The following is a 16218-nucleotide window of genomic DNA, read 5'->3' as shown; positions in this document are numbered from 1 at the left end:
TGCTACCCGTTCGGTGGTGAGAGGGCATGTTCTTGCGGAATCATGAAAAGAGCAGCTTCAATACGAAGCTGCTCTTTTTTGTATTTTTCCTATTGATTAGGTTCAGCGTGCTACCCCCATCGTAAAGCCGAAGCTGTACGTACGGTTCGCAGGCAGCGTGAATTCTTCATGGATTGGCGCTCCCCAGCTGTCGTCGCCGCCTACGCCCATTTGTTTGTAGTTTATGCGCAGGACGGTTTTATCGCTTGGCGGGAGCTTGTACGCATGGTCGCTGCCCTCGAGTTCCTCTGGCGTCCACGGCAGGGCGCACAACTCCATGAGGGAGGAGCTTTCGAACCGCAGACCTTCCCCGCTGCTACTTTCGGTGAGGCTCGCGAAGCGGACATCCGTTTTGTTTCCGCATTCTTGAGGTCTCAAATAAGGAACGAACTGATCGGCGACTCTTCCCGTGTATCGACCGATTTTGGCTCCCGTCTTTCGGTCCCAATAACTATCATGAGGCCCCCGGCCGTACCAGCTGAGTATATCGAGGCCTTCATCCAGCAAGAACAGCATGCCGATTTCCGGAACGTCAGGCAGACCGCTGCCCGGGACAAAGGTTTCTTGCACGCGGATGGTTCCATCCGGGAAGATTCGATACTCCAAGGTCAGTCCGGATATAGGAGTCGTCTCGATCTGGTAGTGACTGGAGACCACGACGGCAGGACCTTCCGTATGCCAGCGCAGGGACAGCAGTTTCCGCCGGTCGTGGGCCGTTCTCCACACGCCGCAGCGTTCAGGGAGCCGGTTGCCCAGATCGTTATCAGTCACGGCTCGCCAGAAATTCGGTCTGGCCGGTGCCAGCAGGTACTCCTTGCCGGATCGCGCGTAAGATGTCAGATCGCCGGTGCCCAGGTGGAAGCGTAACGAAACGGCTGAACCCGCGATGAGAAGCTCTTCATCCGATTCGGTAACTTCCAGAGTCTTCGCGTTTGAAAGAGCGTCCGTTTCCGATCTATTCGCTATATAGGGCGTTAGCTCAAACTGTTCCCAAGCCTCTTCATGTCCTGCGGGTGCCCACTTTGCGCTCTCCCTACGAACCAGGGAGACGGTGAGCACCGCTTCCTTTCCACCGTCCTCTATAGGGGAATACGGAATCTCGATTTCGGTATGGTCACCGGGCTGGAGCGAAAGCTGGAGCGTGCCGGATTGGCTTTCTTCTCCGTTCAGCTGAATGTTCCATCTCACAAGATACTGATCGAGATTGGTGAATAAGAAACGGTTGCTGACCCGAATCCGACCAGCAGCAATGTCCAAACATTCGAACTTGACGTTCTGGTAGCATTTTTTCACTTCGTCCAGCTTGGGGGTTTTGCTGCGGTCCGCGAAGATCAGGCCGTTTCCGCTGAAATTGCCGTCATGCGGCTTTTCGTTGAAATCCCCGCCATACGCTAAATATTCGATACCGTCGGCCGTTTGGGTACGGATCGCTTGGTCAATCCAGTCCCATATAAAGGCTCCCTGTAAAATGTCATACTTCTCAAACAGCTCCCAATACAGGTGAAGACCGCCGCAGGAATTGCCCATGGCGTGACTGTATTCGCAAATGATGTAAGGCTTGCCCGGGTTGCTGGTTGCATACTTCTCCACTTCCTGAGGTTTTGCATACATGGTGGATTCCATATCGCTAGCCGCCTCGGACGCCCTGTAATGAAAGATCCCTTCATAGTGAACGAGCCGCGATGGATCGGCCTCCTTCAGGAAATCGTGCATCGCAATGAAGTTGTCGCCTCCAAAGGATTCATTGCCAAGCGACCAGATGATGACGGAGGGGTGGTTCTTGTCTCGTTGAAACATCGAATTGCAGCGATCCAAAACATTGTCGCGCCACTCGAGCTTGCTGCCGGGGACCGTATCTTTCAGTTCCTGCTGCCCATACTCCCATGTTCCGTGCGTCTCCAGATTCGTCTCATCGATCACGTATAAGCCATATTCATCGCAGAGATCATACCATGCGGATTGATTCGGGTAATGGGAGGTCCGTACCGCATTAATGTTATGCGTCTTCATCAGCTCAATATCGGTGATCATGTCTTCGCGGCTAAGCGCCCGTCCGGTATCCGGGGAGAATTCATGCCGGTTCACGCCTTTGAACAGAATGCGCTGACCATTAATCCGCATCAATCCGTCCTTCAGCTCGAAGCGGCGGAAGCCGGTGCGGCAGCTTACGGCTCCAAGGCATGCTCCGTCCGTATCCTTTAATGCCAAAACGACGGTATACAGATAAGGCGATTCCGAGCTCCATTTTCTTGGTTCGGGGACGTTCATGCTCAGGGTGAAGGTACTCTCCTCCAGAATGTAATCCGCTATGGCGAGCGTTTGTTTCCGAACCAACTGACGGTCCTGGTCGTATAGAAGCGCCTCAAGCTGAAGCTTGTCCTTATCGATGGTTTCATTAAAGTAATTCATAACGGTTGCATCGATCTCGAGCTCGGCATCCCGGTATTCGTCATCAAGAATCGGCCGCACGAAGAAATCGGAGATATGGATGGCCGGGGCGGAATAGAGGTAGACCTCGCGGAAAATCCCGCTAAGCCTCCAGAAATCCTGATCCTCCAGCCAACTGGCGTCACACCAGCGATACACTTCTACAGCCAATTTATTCTCGCCATCGATCAGATAGGGCGTAATATCGAACTCGGCCGGCGTAAACGTATCTTCGCTGTATCCGACCATCTCGCCGTTCACCCATACATAGAAAGCGGATTCAACACCTTGGAAGCTAATATACACGGGCTGTTCCTTCCAAGTGTCCGGCACCGTAAATTCACGGATGTAGGAGCCTACGGGATTGTATCGCGTTGGCGCGAAGGGGGCTTTCAATTCAGGCTCCGATTCGGACCAGGGGTATCTAACATTTGTATATTGAGGATAGTCATACCCTTGAAGCTGCCAATGGGAAGGGACGGGCATGTCGGCCCAACTGCCGGAATCATAATCGATCTCATAGAAATTCTGGATGCGCTTGTCAGGGGTTTCGGCAAACGCAAACTTCCACATCCCGTTCAATGACTGATACCAGGGGGACATGGAGTGGGCACGGTTCAGCGCCTCAGACTCCGACGGGAACGTCATCATGTATGCATGGGCTTTGTGACGGTTCAGCTGGAAAATATTAGGATTATTATTCCATTCGGGATAACCGTTTGCAGGTGCCTGGTAAATGAATTTGGTACGCAATGTGCTCAGCTCCTCCTAGATTATGGTTTCCTTCTACTGTCAGTATAGAGGTTAATTCGCTCCAAGAGTATAAAGAAGTTGCGTTTTTCTATTAAAAAAGACAGCTTGATTACTCACCAGAGTGGTCAGCGGAGGGGGACTGAGTTTTTTTGGCTGCAGGCCGTATGTTGATGTGCGAGTTCATCTCCAGGCATTTCACGGTTTACACTCGAGAAAGTTTATGAAACAATAGTTAGTAAATGACCATTCACTAACTATGGAGAGGAGATTACGCATGGTAAGACCTCGTGAATTTCGAGATGAGGCTATCTTCTACGGTGTCTACCGGGCACTGTCCAAAAAAGGATACGGACAAGCAGCATTAACCGACATCACACATGAAGTGAATATTTCACCGGCAGCCTTAATGAAGCGATTCGGTTCGAAGAAAAATTTGTTTCTGGCCTATAGCGATTATGTTATTGAACTAACCAGGCATGCCTTCCAGGAGGCTGACCTATCCGATCAATCGAGACTTGATGCACTAAAGGCCGTATTTAAGCATGCGGTTTCCCATATGAAAGATCCTGTTGAATTGGCGAACCATACTTCCTTCTATTTAGAAGGGACGAATGACCCCGATTTGTTGGAGAAAACCCGGTATCGACTGCAGCTGATTGATGCGTTTACCCGGCAGATGCTGAGCCAGGCGATCACGAACAAAGAAATCGCAGAATGCGACGTGGCTATGGTTAGCCGGGTACTGCAAGCTGCCATCAGCGGGGCTATGATGATCTGGATTAAAGAGTCAAACCGAACGTTGGAGGAACTGTTTGATGAGTGCTTTCAGGTGATATTTGCTCCGTTACGGAATGTCGGTACGCAATCTTTTTAAATATAGCAAGGAGGATGGTTATATGCCGATTTTCAAAGGAAGGGAAGTCGATCTGTACTATGAAGTAAAGGGAGAAGGAAAGCCGCTTGTTTTTACGCATGGTGCCTCATGGAATCATGAACAATGGCGGCCGCAAGTCGATTATTTCTCACGTCAGTATCAGACCTTGGTATGGGATATCCGGGGACATGGTTCCTCTTCCTTGCCGGACGGAAAGGTGGATTCGGAGGATTTCAGCAGGGATTTGGCGGATCTGCTAAGCGGACTGGACATTGAAAAAGCGATTCTTTGCGGGCTGTCCCTGGGCGGGCATATTTCGCTGCAGACGGCCGTTCGCTATCCTGAGAAGGTTGCAGCCCTGGTACTGATCGGCACGCCGTTCACGAATGCGTTCAATTGGTATGAGCGAATGTTCGTGCCGCTGAATCGCTGGTCAAATTACTTGATGCCGATGTCCTTATCGGGAAAATGGCAAGCGAAAATGCTGTCCAAGTACAACAAGAGCAACCAAGCTTATATAGAGAAGGCCTTTCGTTCCATCCCGCATTCCAACTGGGTTCGGATATGGGATGCGGTGACCCGGATGGACAGCACGCAGGATCTGCATAAGATCGATTGTCCAACCTTGCTTCTACAGGGAGAGAGCGACACAATGATCCGAAGGCAGCAGGCGTACATGCAGGAGAGATTGGCGGATTCGCGATTAAGAATCATCCGGAACGCTCACCATGCAACGAATATGGATAATCCCGATGAATTGAATGAAGCCATCACTTCATTTCTGAAGGAGAACGCGATGTAGACTTATGTCCAGAAGGGGGCTTTACAGCTTGACGCGCTCATCTGGTAATAGGTACAATATGTAAAACCTACTTTAAGGAGAGATTTATTGTTCTTAACTTTGTTTGAACCTATAGGTTCTGAGGAACGCCTGACATAGCCGCCATTGGCTAGGTTTAGTTCAAGGTGCATTCTTCAGCCGGATATGGAGGAGTTAAGAACTGCGGAGATCAAGGAAGCCTTGGGTAGGCTATCCTATTTGCGTCTTGAATCCGCGTTGCTTCTGCAGCGCGGATTTTTTATTAGATTATTGAATTTGTAAGTTTTCAGCTAAGCTGAACCATTCGATAATCGCAAGAAAACTTCATCTAAACGCGGTCTGTCATCTATGAAGTGCGTTGATTGATGTTTTTCTTATGGATGCAATTAGCATATAGACTTCATATAAAGGCGGAGAATGACTCAAGTTCATTTTCCGCCTTTTTATGTTTTCTAATAAAAATAATGTTAAGAAGGACAGGTGAACACATCATGGAACTGGAAACAAAACGTTTGCTGCTTAAAACATTGGATTTGGATTTGATTGACGCGGCATCGCGCCGGGATCCGAAGGCATTCGAGGATTTAGGATACCACAGTAACGGCGAATGGCCGGGCACCGACTTTTATGAGGCATTGCCTTTTTTCCGGGAGTTGTTGGTCAAGAATAAGGGTACGCGGGGGTTTGATTCATGGATTATGGTAGACAAGGCCACGCGCGATATTGTCGGCGGCATCGGATTCTTGGGAGATCCTGATCCGGAGGGCAGAATCGAAATCGGCTTTGCGACCAATCCAAGCCATCAGCGGCAAGGTTACTGTCATGAAGCGGCGCAGAAACTATTGGATTGGGCTTCGGGGCAGCGGGACGTCAAATCCATCATCGCTAGATGCGAACCCGGAAATGCGGCTTCCCAGCATGTTTTGCTTAAACTGGGATTCCAGAAGAGTCACGAGGATTCGGAAATCATACACTGGATATATCCGAACTAAAGGGGGGAGCGGCGATCGGTGATCCCTTCATTGACACCCCCAAATAGGGTTGCTACAATTTTAAGTATATATCCATCGGAATACAAGGGTTAGCAAGGAGGGGACGAACTTGAATCGATCCGGTTCCACAGATCCATTCATACGTAATGAACGCGAAGCCATGATCGCAGCTCGGTCCGATAAGCTTGGGGCGAAATTCGCGGAAAGAGCTCCACGGCACGATTTGGAGGGTTCGTTTCCGTTCGGAAATTTTGATGATCTAAAGGAGTCGGGTTATCTGAAGCTGACCGTCCCGGCATCTTATGGAGGAGAAGAAGCTTCCGTATACGAAATGGTGCTTGCCCAGGAACGACTCGCCAGAGGCGACGGCTCTACGGCGCTGGCGGTTGGTTGGCATATCGGGCAAATACTCCAGCTGCGCCTATCCAAGGCTTGGCCGGAACCTTTATTTGAGAGGCTGTGCAAGGACGTTGTAGCTGAAGGCGTGCTCATTAATGAACTGGCAAGCGAACCTGCGACAGGAAGTCCCAGCCGGGGTGGGAGGCCGGAGACCACGGCACGGCGAGTTTCGGGCGGCTGGCGCATTACCGGACGCAAAACCTTCAGCACATTAAGCCCGATCTTGAAGCAGTTTGTGGTTACGGCCGGTATCGAGCATAGCGAGAAGGTTGGTGCATTCCTCGTTCGAAGTGGACCCGGGGTCAAGGTCGAGGAAACCTGGAATACGATGGGCATGCGCGCTACGGGAAGCCATGACATGATTTTGGAGGACGTCTTCGTGCCGGAGGCGGAAGTGATTCGGGGACTCGATTATGAGAAGCCTGAATTTCCCGTGCCGACGGAAGGCATTCTGCTTCACATACCGGCATGTTATATGGGGATTGCTTATGCCGCGCGCAATTTTGCCATCGATTTTGCCCGTCATCATAAACCGAACTCCTTGACGGTCCCCATTGCCGAATTGCCGAATATCCAAAGACATATCGCCGAAATCGAAGTGGACCTGCTTACGGCCCGCAGTTATTTATATCAAACCGCCGACCGCTGGGACAAGGAAGTGGAGAACCGCGCTGCGCTTAAGCCTGAGTTGGGTCTTGCCAAATATGTTGTGACCAATGCAGCGGTCCGGATTGTCGATCATGCGATGCGGATCGTTGGAGGATTGAGTCTCTCCCGGCAGCTCCCGTTGGAACGAATGTACAGGGATGTCCGGGCGGGTCTTCATAATCCGCCCATGGACGATGTCGTGCTGACGAATCTGGCCAACCGGGCTATTTCGGAAGTTGAGGAGAAGGGGAAGTAAGACGCTTGATCCGATTGAATGGGAAGCATGGATTGCATATGAATTCGTGAAGGATCTATGGATAGAGAAACCGCTGGAGAGGGATGTCTCCGGCGGTTTTTTGCGCTGGATAGAGGATCTTCTTCGTGACATCTCCACATCGTTAGTCTCCCTTGCTTCATATACATACACTTGGGTTAGAATGGCGGGCTAACGGGTATAAAACCTATCAGTACGTGCTGCAACAGGGTCAATCAAGATCCGATCGTCAGGCGTTAAGATGAAAGGAGATACGGACCATGGATTCTGTACTGTATTTGGGCTTGGCCGTTGTATATGCTGCGCTGCTTCTGTATGGGTGCGTGCTGTTGAAGCGTGATTCTTCGCCGGGTCTTCGGTATTTGCTGCTGATCGTGACGGCCGGACTGGTCTGGGATAATTGCGTGATCGGCATCGGGAAATACATCGGGGAGGGGGATCTGCTGGAGGGGCTGAACGTTACGCGTTTCTGGGTGCATGCGTTGGCAACGCCGCTGCTTGTGCTTGTGTCGTTCGATCTGATCCGCAAGGCAGGAAGCCCTTGGGCCAGCAAGCTGGCCGCCGCATGGGGAGCCTGGCTTCTCACTGCAGCTCTAATCGCGCTTGAGGTGATGACGGAGACGCTGCCGCTTAAGCTCCAGCCTTCCATGGAATACGGAGCGCTTCGTTATGTTCCGACCAAATCCGGGGGGCCGCCGCTCATGGTCATCCTGATCCTGATTCCTCTGCTGATGGCAGGCGTTATCGTATGGCGGAGAGAAAGACGCCGCTGTTGTTTATCGGTACGGTGCTGATGGCTGCCGGGAGCGCCATTTCGATTCCGATCGAAAGTTCGGCTGCCACGAACGTATTTGAGCTGCTTCTCCTCTTATCCTTGTGGCTGACGGTTCGCAAGCTGGCCTCCTACCGTACGTTGTCTTTTCGGTAGTTGCTTTTTATGATGTGCTGAGGCCCGTTGGCATACCGTCACATTCAGCAAACCTTCAGCTGAGCCTAAGCCTGGCATAACGTTGCCCTAAGTTTACTTTCAGATTCCCTCTCTATACTTCAAATTGTAAGACAAACCATGAACCTACAAGGAGAGATGACGATGAATCCGATTAGTAAAAAAGTATTAGTAAGCAGTATGGCAGCAGCGATTGTGCTAGGGGGAGCCGGGTATCTTCAGAGCAAGGCTTTTGCCGCGACGAGCACAGACGCTTCCGCCTCGGTATCCGAGGATGGACAGACGGGGACAGGCTCATCAGCTGCCGATGCAGGCAAGAACCGAGATGGAAAGTGGATGGAACGTAAGGGTGGCGGTCCTCGCGGCGCAAACATCGTCAAAGAGACGGCCGAAGTTCTTGGGCTCACGGAGGCAGAGATTCGCACAGCGCTTGAAGCAGGCAGCACATTTGTTGAAATTGCTGAAGGCAAAGGAATGACCCAATCCGTGTTTGTGCAGAAGCTGATCGAGCTGGAAACCGCCAAGATCGATGAGCGCCTGAGTGAAGGCAGCATTACGGAAACCGAAGCAGCCGCGTGGAAAGAAGGGCTGAGCGACCACCTTACTCAAATCGTGGAGAGCAGCGAAGCCGGTTTTGGAAAAGGCCATGGCAAAGGCGGCCGAGGCTTCGGCAAATTCGGTAATCCGGAGGAACTCGCAGCTCTGCTTGGATTGTCTGAGGACGAATTGAAGGCAGAAATGAAGGAAGGGCAGTCGCTAGCCGAGATCGCGGCCGCGAAGGGAATTACGGAGGATCAATTGATTCAGAAGCTGAAGGATCAAATGACCGAGCCGTTGAAGCAGTGGGTGAACGAGAAGCATACGAACGCTGATGAAGCAGCCGATCCTGCGGCAGACACGGAAGCGGACGCAGACGCGGAGTAACATACTGAAGTAGATCGTTGGGGAGACTGGATGATATTCTGTTAAGAATACATTCAGTTTCTTTTTTATTTAAGAAGTTTATAATTTTTTTCACAGTGTGTTGACCTTAACGTTACGTAAAGGTGTACATTGATGTTGTCAGGAGGTGAGAAACCATGGAATACACGGTGCAGAAGCTTGGAAGGCTGGCAGGAATAAGTACCCGGACGCTCCGTTATTACGATGAAATCGGTATTCTGAAGCCGGCCAGAATCAATTCGTCGGGATATCGGATCTATGGGCAGGAGGAGGTCAATCAATTGCAGCAGATTTTGTTTTACCGGGAGCTCGGACTTCAATTGGACGATATCAAAGAGATTATGACCTCACCATCCTTCAACCGGACCAAGGCGCTCCAAGAACACCATGCCCAGCTCCTAGACAAAAGAAGGCAATTGGATTTGCTGATTACCAATGTGGAGAACACGATCGCCTCCGCCGAAGGGAGAATAACCATGAGTGACCAAGAGAAATTTGAAGGATTCAAGCAGAAGCTGATTGATGATAATGAGAAGAAATACGGTAAGGAAATTCGCGAGAAGTATGGCGATGAGATTGTAAATAAATCCAATGCCCAGCTGAAAAATATGACGCAAGAACAGCATGAGGAAGTAACGCGCCTGGCTGATGAGCTGTACGAGACGCTGGCCGAAGCGTTTAAGCAAGGCGATCCTGCCAGTGAGCTGGCCCAGAAGGCGGCTGATCTTCACAAGCGTTGGCTCACTTATTATTGGAACGATTACAGCAAAGAGGCTCACGCAGGCCTCGCCCAGATGTATGTTGACGATGAGCGCTTTACCGCTCATTACGATGAGAAGCAGCCTGGAACGGCGGTATTCCTCCGCGATGCGATTCTGGTCTATACGGGCATGAACTCTTCATCATAAACAGGCTGGTAGGGTAGGCAGCCTGACATGATGACAGGACCCTTTCCCTGTGCTTTAACACGCAGAGGAGAGGGTCTTTTTTAATTATGAATGTCCGAAAATCCCGCCCTGAGATCAACAAAGAATCGCCGCGAATAAGAAATGACGCAACCGCCCAGGTTAGGTGCAGCATTTTCCACAATTAACCTCTTGTGTTGGATGGGGAAGTAATGGTTAGATGAAACGTGGACTATTGTACACAAAACCTACACACCATGGGTGATGACTTATATAGCGAGGGTAGAATATGGATCAAATTGTACAGCATGTAGTGAATATCTTTAATGATTTTTTATGGTCTAAGCTGCTCATCGTATTGCTGATTGCCGTTGGCCTGTATTTCACGGTGGGGACCAAATTTCTGCAGTTTCGCCTGATCGGCGAGATGTTTCGGGTCATCCGCGAACCCAAGAGTAAAGCGAAGGGAAGCATTTCGCCCTTTCAGGCGTTTGCCATCAGTATGGCAGCCCGTGTCGGGACAGGGAATATAACCGGGGTGGCTCTGGCCATCTCGCTTGGAGGACCCGGGGCCGTATTTTGGATGTGGATTATTGCGCTTATCGGTTCGGCATCCAGTTTTATCGAGAGTACGCTGGCCCAGATCTATAAAGTAAAAGATGGGGCGGGTGGTTATCGCGGCGGTCCCGCTTATTACATGCAGCAAGGATTAAAGAAACGGTGGATGGGCGTGTTGTTTGCGATCCTGATCACTTTGTCCTTCGGTCTTGTCTTTAATGCGGTCCAATCCAATACGATTACGATTGCCTTTGAGAATTCATTCGGAACCGACCGATTAACCATCGGCATTATTATGGCGGTTATCTTCGCGGTTATCATCTTTGGCGGCGTGAAGCGGATTGCCAAAATGTCGGAGCTGATCGTTGTGGTATTGGCTGTCCTGTATGTCGGTGCCGCGCTGTTTATCGTATTGGCGAACATCACCAAGCTGCCGGAAGTTTTTGCTCTTATCGTCAAAAGCGCGTTCGGTTATGAGCAGGTTGTTGGCGGGTCGATCGGTGCCGCTCTCATGAACGGGATCAAAAGAGGGCTGTTCTCCAACGAAGCCGGCATGGGGAGCGCGCCTAACGCAGCGGCTACCGCAACGACAAGCCATCCAGCCAAGCAAGGGCTGGTGCAGGCGCTGGGCGTATTGATCGATACGCTGGTCATATGTACAAGCACCGCCTTCATCATTCTGTTTACCGGTGCCTATCAGCAGACCGGACTTGATGGAATCGCCCTTACGCAGGCCGCGCTGGGGATGGAGATGGGGGCATGGGCGTCCGACTTCCTGGCCGTTATGGTCTTCCTGTTTGCGTTCAGCACGCTGATTGGCAATTATTATTACGGGGAAACCAATATCGAGTTTTTGAAGTCGAATCGGGCATGGATATGGGTCTATCGGGCTTCTGTGCTGGCCATGGTTATCTTCGGTTCCGTTACCAGCGTGAAGCTGGTGTGGGATTTGGCTGACCTGTTCATGGGATTGATGGTGATTGTGAATCTTGTGGCTATCACGCTGCTATCCCGTACGGCCTTTGCCGCGCTTCAAGATTACATGAAGCAGAAGCGGGCAGGCCTGAATCCTGTCTTCACCAAGGATAGCATCAAAGGGCTTGATGATGTGGAGTGCTGGGACGGACAGAACGCCCCATTCACTGAAGGGAAATAATATACAATATTCGTCATATGGAATCGTTACGGTAGCTGCTTGTTTTTAGCTGCTGTAGCGATTTTTCTTATTTTACCGTAACATTAGCGCGATTAAACCGTTGTCTACATGAGAAGGTAGAGAGGAGATGGATACGGAAGTGATGAATCGGATAACCTGGCAGATAAGGGTGAAGCAGCTTATAAATGCTTTGTTAGCTGCGTTTCTTATTTATGGCGTGTATTATGCAGCCGTCTACATCTACCATGAAGAATCCGGCCTGAACGATAAATTCTTAAGGTCTGTCATGACAACGGTTGAATTGCATGAGAGTGGACTTATGGTAGATAAGCGCGGCTTGTATTCGGTAGAAGTGACGCCCTTCCTCACCCAGAAGAAAACGCTGAAAGTGTACAGGGATGTGGGGGAATGGCAGGTAATCGTTGGAGAGCTTCACGCGAAGAAGAGGTTATGGGGAGAATTGACCTATTCCATTGAAGAACTGGGGCCGTATCTGAACGGGGATGAAAGAAATCCCTTTTACCTGCACTCTGCCCTGCTGGAGGGTGGGAAGATTACAGACTCCCTTCATCAGAATGGTGCAATGAATCAGTTAGAAAAGCTTGAGGACGGCAACGTGGCGGAAATATTTTTCTCGCTTCGAACGTTGAAGTCGCCGGAGCAGGTCTTAAAGCTCTTGTCGGACTACGATGTTAGAGTAGCTAATATGGCTGTATATGCAGGTGAACTCAAGGTATTTAAGCCGGGTAATTACAGCTCTAGCAGTGCTGGTCACACAATCCCCCATTTTACATTGAGGCCCAAGGTTCAGTTTAGCGATAACCACTTTCTTTCTGCCTGGCATACTTACTTCTCATTGGATGCCGGGATCACGGATCATGTGCAGCAACTGATCGCCGACGTTGAATGGATGACGGACAATATCAAATATAACGGTGTGGATGAAGATAAACAGCGGCTGGCTTACCTAAAGAAAAATGGGGTTCAAGTTTACGGCGCGACCGTTACGGGACCTGTGCGTGAGCTGGAGAAGCTGAAGGAGGAGTCGGAATTCTGGGGATTCCGTTTGGGCCGCATCGAGGTATGGAATTGGAGTTAAGACAGCCAGGCTGTGCTAAACCATTACATAATATGGATGGAAAAAAGGCCTCAGCTTGAGGCCTTTTTTAAATTTAAGGAAGTGAAGGCAGACGATGTGGATCGGCAGCATGCCAAGGGGCATCTCTTCAGACCAAATGCCATGTAAGGATGCCCCTTATAAACTATGTTAAATATTTATCCCGTAGAATATTCAGGTGATGAAGCTCATGACCGGCAATGACATAGGCGGCTGCCCGGGCGGAGAGCGGGTAATTGTTGAACGTGCCCTGGCGAAGCAGCGCTTCCTCCGTCAAGCTTCCAACCAGCGTAATGGTAGACTGCCGGACGGCAGCATAATCCTTGAGGGCTTCCCGTAACGGAAGATGGCTGAAGGGAGAATTTTGGACAAAAATCTCCCGGTCGTACCCCGAGAATTCACGGGCATCTCCACGCGCGATGTAGAGAATGCGGTAGTTCCATAAGCGCTCTACATCGGCGATATGTCCGACCACCTGTTTTAGACTCCATTTCCCTGCCGCATAGCGAACATTCGCTTGTTCTTCCGTCAGATCGCTGAGCGATCGTAACGTTTCATCATGCTGCAACTGCAAAACTTCAGCAATATGGCCTTCGGGGACAAGAGAGACGTATTTTTCGGCGAGGGGCAAATATTCATTAGAATCAGGCCTTGTGTTCATAACAAGTTCCTCCAGATCAATTAATAAGAGCTTCGTTAAAATTTATGCCGACAGGTCAAAATGAATGAATGGATCAGGTTGCTTGCGCCCAGATCAGATGAACGATGCCGTTCCAATAGCGTTCTGTCTTTACGATGTTCAGTTCCGAGGCTTTCGCAATCTGGATCATGTCCCTGTTATAATGACAGCCGGATATCCGCCGTGCTGCCGGGTTGATCAGATGCTGAATAGAACCAAGGAGCCGGTTCGTGCTCATGCCATGCTCCAGTAAATAAACGCGGCCGCCGGGTTTGGCCCAGCGATTGATTTTATTCAGAGCTTTGACCGGATCCTCATAGCCGCATAGTGACAGGGTAGATACAACACAATCATAGGAACGTTCCGGCAGCTCCAGCGTCTCGATATCCCGTTCCAGGAAATGGGCCCGAATGCCAAGTTCGGAGGCCATCCGCCGTGCACGGGTTAACATCTCGGGACTGAAATCGACAGCTGTTACGTTCACCTTGTCACGATGATAGAAGGGGAAGTTCGCGCCGGCGCCGACAGCTACTTCAAGCACGCTACCCTCTACATCCTGAAGCAGCCGCTGTCTCCATTCACCGAGCCTGCGCTGTCTGGTATTCCTTTCATATATCGCTGCCTGCTTATTGAACTTCCGAATGAGGGATTGCTTATTCACGCGGGATTCTCCGGGCGACGCCGGTTTTGATCGCCGCTTTCACGACAAGCTCGCGAATGGCTTTCACGACGTTCTGGTTAAATACGCTTGGAATAATATACGACGGGTTGCGTTCCTCATCCGATACGGCGGATGCGATGGCTTCGGCTGCAGCCAGCTTCATCTCCTCATTAATCGTGGTTGCTCTGCAATCCAGGGCTGCACGGAAAATACCCGGGAAGCAGAGGACGTTGTTAATTTGGTTCGGATAATCCGAACGTCCAGTTGCAATGACGCCTACAATATCCTCGACTTCTTCCGGTTTAATCTCCGGCGTAGGATTTGCCATTGCGAACACGATCGGATCTTTTGCCATGGCTTGTACGTCTTCGCGGCGAAGCAGGCCGCCGGCGGATAGACCGATAAACACGTCGGCACCTTGGATCACTTCACGCAGGGAACCTTCAACTTTATTCGGATTCGTATGCTCTGCGTACCATTGCCACATACTATTACTGTACTCTTTTCCAGCAACCAGCGCACCCTCGCGGTCTACGCCAATGATGTCCTTGACACCGGCCGACAGGAGGATTTTGCTGCATGCCACACCCGCAGCGCCGATTCCGCACACAACGATCCTGACTTTATCGATTGATTTTCCGACAATTTTCAGGGCATTGATCAGTGCCGCATACAGAACGACCGCTGTGCCGTGCTGGTCATCGTGGAACACGGGAATATCCAGCTCATCCCGCAGTCGTTGTTCGATCTCAAAGCAGCGCGGGGAGGAGATATCCTCCAGGTTAATGCCGCCAAAAGCCGGTGCCATGGCTTTGATGCAAGAAATGATCTCTTCCGTATCCTGGGTATCCAGGCAGATGGGGAAGGAGTCTACACCTGCAAATTGTTTGAAGAGCATCGATTTACCTTCCATCACCGGCATGGCCGCATAAGGGCCGATATTGCCCAAACCGAGCACGGCGCTTCCATCCGAGATGACGGCCACCGTATTTCTTTTAATCGTAAGCGTAAAGGCTTTTTTCGGGTCCTCCTGAATGGCTGCACACACCCGGGCAACATCTGGCGTATAGACGCGCGACAGATCATCGCGGTTTTGGATCGGAATTTTGGGCTGGGTTTCGATCTTGCCGCCAAGATGCAGCAGGAAGGTGCGATCCGAAACGTTGACGAGGCGGACGCCTTTCAGATTTTTCACGGCATCTGTAATTTTTCCGATATCGACGCTGTCCGTGACCGTAATGGTAATATCGCGTACGGTAATGTGGCCGCTCGCCTGAATGACGTCGATGGCGACCATGTCTCCCCCGGCTTCAAATATGGCGGATGCTACCTGGCCGAATTTGATTTCTTGTGTATTCATTTCTAGTCTGAGGATAATGCTCTTTCCTCCGAGTCCGTTGTTTTCCATTGCTACCTCCAAATGTTTGATCGATTTCGTTATGCTAAGTGTATGTTACTGTGCAAAATGTTAACGTTATCATAGTTCGCTGAGCAGTGGTCAATTTCCTGTTTCAGTATAAAGAAACCGTGATATATATAAGAAGATTTTATTGGAAATACAAATGCTAAGGAGTATAATCGAAAGCATCTTATTGTGAAGGAGAGAGCGCCATGAATGCCAGAATCGAGGAACTTGAAAAGCGTTTGACGACCCAGCATCATAGGGATCTGTTCCTTCAGATGAAGCATACGTTGAAAGCCGTTGACGATTTGGCCGAACAGCACCGGATCTACCAGGCCGTTCAGGCACTCAGCGGCACACGCATTGTAGGATCGGAGGAGAACGTGTATTTTGACACGTTGAATCAGGTCAAGGAGCAGATCATTCATACGCTGGAGCTTACGATCGAGGACTTGGAGCATAAAGGGGATAAGCATTATCAGAAGCACTTTAAGGACGGCGTGGAATAGGAGTTGCTGCGCGGTCAAAACGGAAAGAACAGCATGGAATGAAAGCATGGTTCCCAGGGGAGGCATGCTTTTTTTGTGATTTTTTTCTGCAATTTCCGTGTGTTTTCATAACATTTC

15 protein-coding genes are annotated in these 16218 nt (G+C 50.4%); 11 read left to right on the top strand and 4 right to left on the bottom strand.

What is annotated here, in order from left to right; translation table 11 throughout:
- Positions 1-102: 102 nt before the first annotated feature.
- Positions 103-3219 carry a beta-galactosidase, LacZ type gene (lacZ, locus tag AK95_RS21475; RefSeq protein WP_071221943.1) on the bottom strand — a complete coding sequence of 1039 codons (3117 nt, stop codon included), beginning with the start codon at positions 3217-3219 and terminating at the stop codon, positions 103-105.
- Between the two features lie 274 nt (positions 3220-3493).
- Here lacZ and AK95_RS21470 point away from each other — a divergent pair, with 274 nt between their 5' ends.
- The 10 genes from AK95_RS21470 (at position 3494) to AK95_RS21430 (ending at position 12832) form a co-directional block, all read left to right on the top strand.
- Positions 3494-4093, top strand: coding sequence for a TetR/AcrR family transcriptional regulator (locus AK95_RS21470; RefSeq protein WP_071221942.1), 600 nt, complete (start codon positions 3494-3496; stop codon positions 4091-4093).
- 22 nt (positions 4094-4115) lie between these two features.
- Complete coding sequence (locus tag AK95_RS21465; protein WP_071221941.1) at positions 4116-4895, top strand: alpha/beta fold hydrolase; 780 nt, start codon at positions 4116-4118, stop codon at positions 4893-4895.
- A gap of 506 nt (positions 4896-5401) precedes the next feature.
- The gene (locus AK95_RS21460) at positions 5402-5905 is read left to right on the top strand and encodes a GNAT family N-acetyltransferase (RefSeq protein ID WP_194545043.1); all 504 of its coding nucleotides are present in this window, start codon (positions 5402-5404) and stop codon (positions 5903-5905) included.
- Positions 5906-6014: 109 nt separating this feature from the next.
- Positions 6015-7208: an acyl-CoA dehydrogenase family protein gene (locus AK95_RS21455; RefSeq protein ID WP_201259418.1), complete on the top strand. Its 1194-nt coding sequence runs from the start codon at positions 6015-6017 to the stop codon at positions 7206-7208.
- A 278-nt stretch (positions 7209-7486) separates the two neighbouring features.
- On the top strand, positions 7487-8020 hold the full coding sequence (locus tag AK95_RS21450; RefSeq protein ID WP_235613196.1) for a hypothetical protein: 534 nt from the start codon (positions 7487-7489) through the stop codon (positions 8018-8020).
- The gene (locus tag AK95_RS34950) at positions 7975-8154 is read left to right on the top strand and encodes a hypothetical protein (protein ID WP_235613195.1); all 180 of its coding nucleotides are present in this window, start codon (positions 7975-7977) and stop codon (positions 8152-8154) included. The genes AK95_RS21450 and AK95_RS34950 overlap by 46 nt, the downstream gene beginning before the upstream one ends.
- Positions 8155-8316: 162 nt before the next feature.
- Positions 8317-9096, top strand: coding sequence for a hypothetical protein (locus AK95_RS21445; protein ID WP_071221939.1), 780 nt, complete (start codon positions 8317-8319; stop codon positions 9094-9096).
- A 155-nt stretch (positions 9097-9251) separates the two neighbouring features.
- Entirely contained in the window at positions 9252-10022 is a 771-nt protein-coding gene (locus AK95_RS21440; protein ID WP_071221938.1) for a MerR family transcriptional regulator, read from the top strand.
- A 286-nt stretch (positions 10023-10308) separates the two neighbouring features.
- Complete coding sequence (locus tag AK95_RS21435) at positions 10309-11733, top strand: alanine/glycine:cation symporter family protein (RefSeq protein ID WP_071221937.1); 1425 nt, start codon at positions 10309-10311, stop codon at positions 11731-11733.
- Between the two features lie 127 nt (positions 11734-11860).
- Positions 11861-12832, top strand: coding sequence for an anti sigma factor C-terminal domain-containing protein (locus AK95_RS21430; protein ID WP_235613194.1), 972 nt, complete (start codon positions 11861-11863; stop codon positions 12830-12832).
- Positions 12833-12995: 163 nt separating this feature from the next.
- Here the strand turns inward: AK95_RS21430 and AK95_RS21425 are convergent, their stop codons facing one another.
- From AK95_RS21425 to AK95_RS21415, 3 genes are all read right to left on the bottom strand, one after another.
- A complete protein-coding gene (locus AK95_RS21425; protein ID WP_071221936.1) occupies positions 12996-13511 on the bottom strand; it encodes a DinB family protein in 516 nt (171 codons plus the stop codon).
- Positions 13512-13584: 73 nt separating this feature from the next.
- A complete protein-coding gene (locus tag AK95_RS21420) occupies positions 13585-14190 on the bottom strand; it encodes a class I SAM-dependent methyltransferase (RefSeq protein WP_071221935.1) in 606 nt (201 codons plus the stop codon).
- Positions 14183-15598, bottom strand: a complete 1416-nt coding sequence (locus AK95_RS21415) for an NAD-dependent malic enzyme (RefSeq protein ID WP_071221934.1) — start codon at positions 15596-15598, stop codon at positions 14183-14185. Before AK95_RS21415 ends, AK95_RS21420 begins: the two co-directional genes overlap by 8 nt.
- Before the next feature lie 203 nt (positions 15599-15801).
- Here AK95_RS21415 and AK95_RS21410 point away from each other — a divergent pair, with 203 nt between their 5' ends.
- Positions 15802-16101, top strand: coding sequence for a hypothetical protein (locus AK95_RS21410; RefSeq protein WP_071221933.1), 300 nt, complete (start codon positions 15802-15804; stop codon positions 16099-16101).
- The last annotated feature ends 117 nt before the right edge of the window (positions 16102-16218 follow it).

It is taken from the genome of Paenibacillus sp. LC231 (genome assembly GCF_001860525.1).
Taxonomy (GTDB): Bacteria; Bacillota; Bacilli; order Paenibacillales; family Paenibacillaceae; genus Paenibacillus_AQ.
Note: the sequence above shows the minus strand (reverse complement) of the source record. Positions and strands in the feature narration are given on the sequence as shown.

Coding starts and splice junctions, on each gene's coding strand:
- AK95_RS21410 (WP_071221933.1), top strand. CDS start 15,802: ATGAATGCCAGAATCGAGGAACTTGAAAAGCGTTTGACGACCCAGCAT.
- AK95_RS21450 (WP_235613196.1), top strand. CDS start 7,487: ATGGATTCTGTACTGTATTTGGGCTTGGCCGTTGTATATGCTGCGCTG.
- AK95_RS21430 (WP_235613194.1), top strand. CDS start 11,861: ATGGATACGGAAGTGATGAATCGGATAACCTGGCAGATAAGGGTGAAG.
- AK95_RS21425 (WP_071221936.1), bottom strand. CDS start 13,511: ATGAACACAAGGCCTGATTCTAATGAATATTTGCCCCTCGCCGAAAAA.
- AK95_RS21445 (WP_071221939.1), top strand. CDS start 8,317: ATGAATCCGATTAGTAAAAAAGTATTAGTAAGCAGTATGGCAGCAGCG.
- AK95_RS21415 (WP_071221934.1), bottom strand. CDS start 15,598: ATGGAAAACAACGGACTCGGAGGAAAGAGCATTATCCTCAGACTAGAA.
- AK95_RS21470 (WP_071221942.1), top strand. CDS start 3,494: ATGGTAAGACCTCGTGAATTTCGAGATGAGGCTATCTTCTACGGTGTC.
- AK95_RS34950 (WP_235613195.1), top strand. CDS start 7,975: ATGGCGGAGAGAAAGACGCCGCTGTTGTTTATCGGTACGGTGCTGATG.
- AK95_RS21465 (WP_071221941.1), top strand. CDS start 4,116: ATGCCGATTTTCAAAGGAAGGGAAGTCGATCTGTACTATGAAGTAAAG.
- AK95_RS21435 (WP_071221937.1), top strand. CDS start 10,309: ATGGATCAAATTGTACAGCATGTAGTGAATATCTTTAATGATTTTTTA.
- AK95_RS21440 (WP_071221938.1), top strand. CDS start 9,252: ATGGAATACACGGTGCAGAAGCTTGGAAGGCTGGCAGGAATAAGTACC.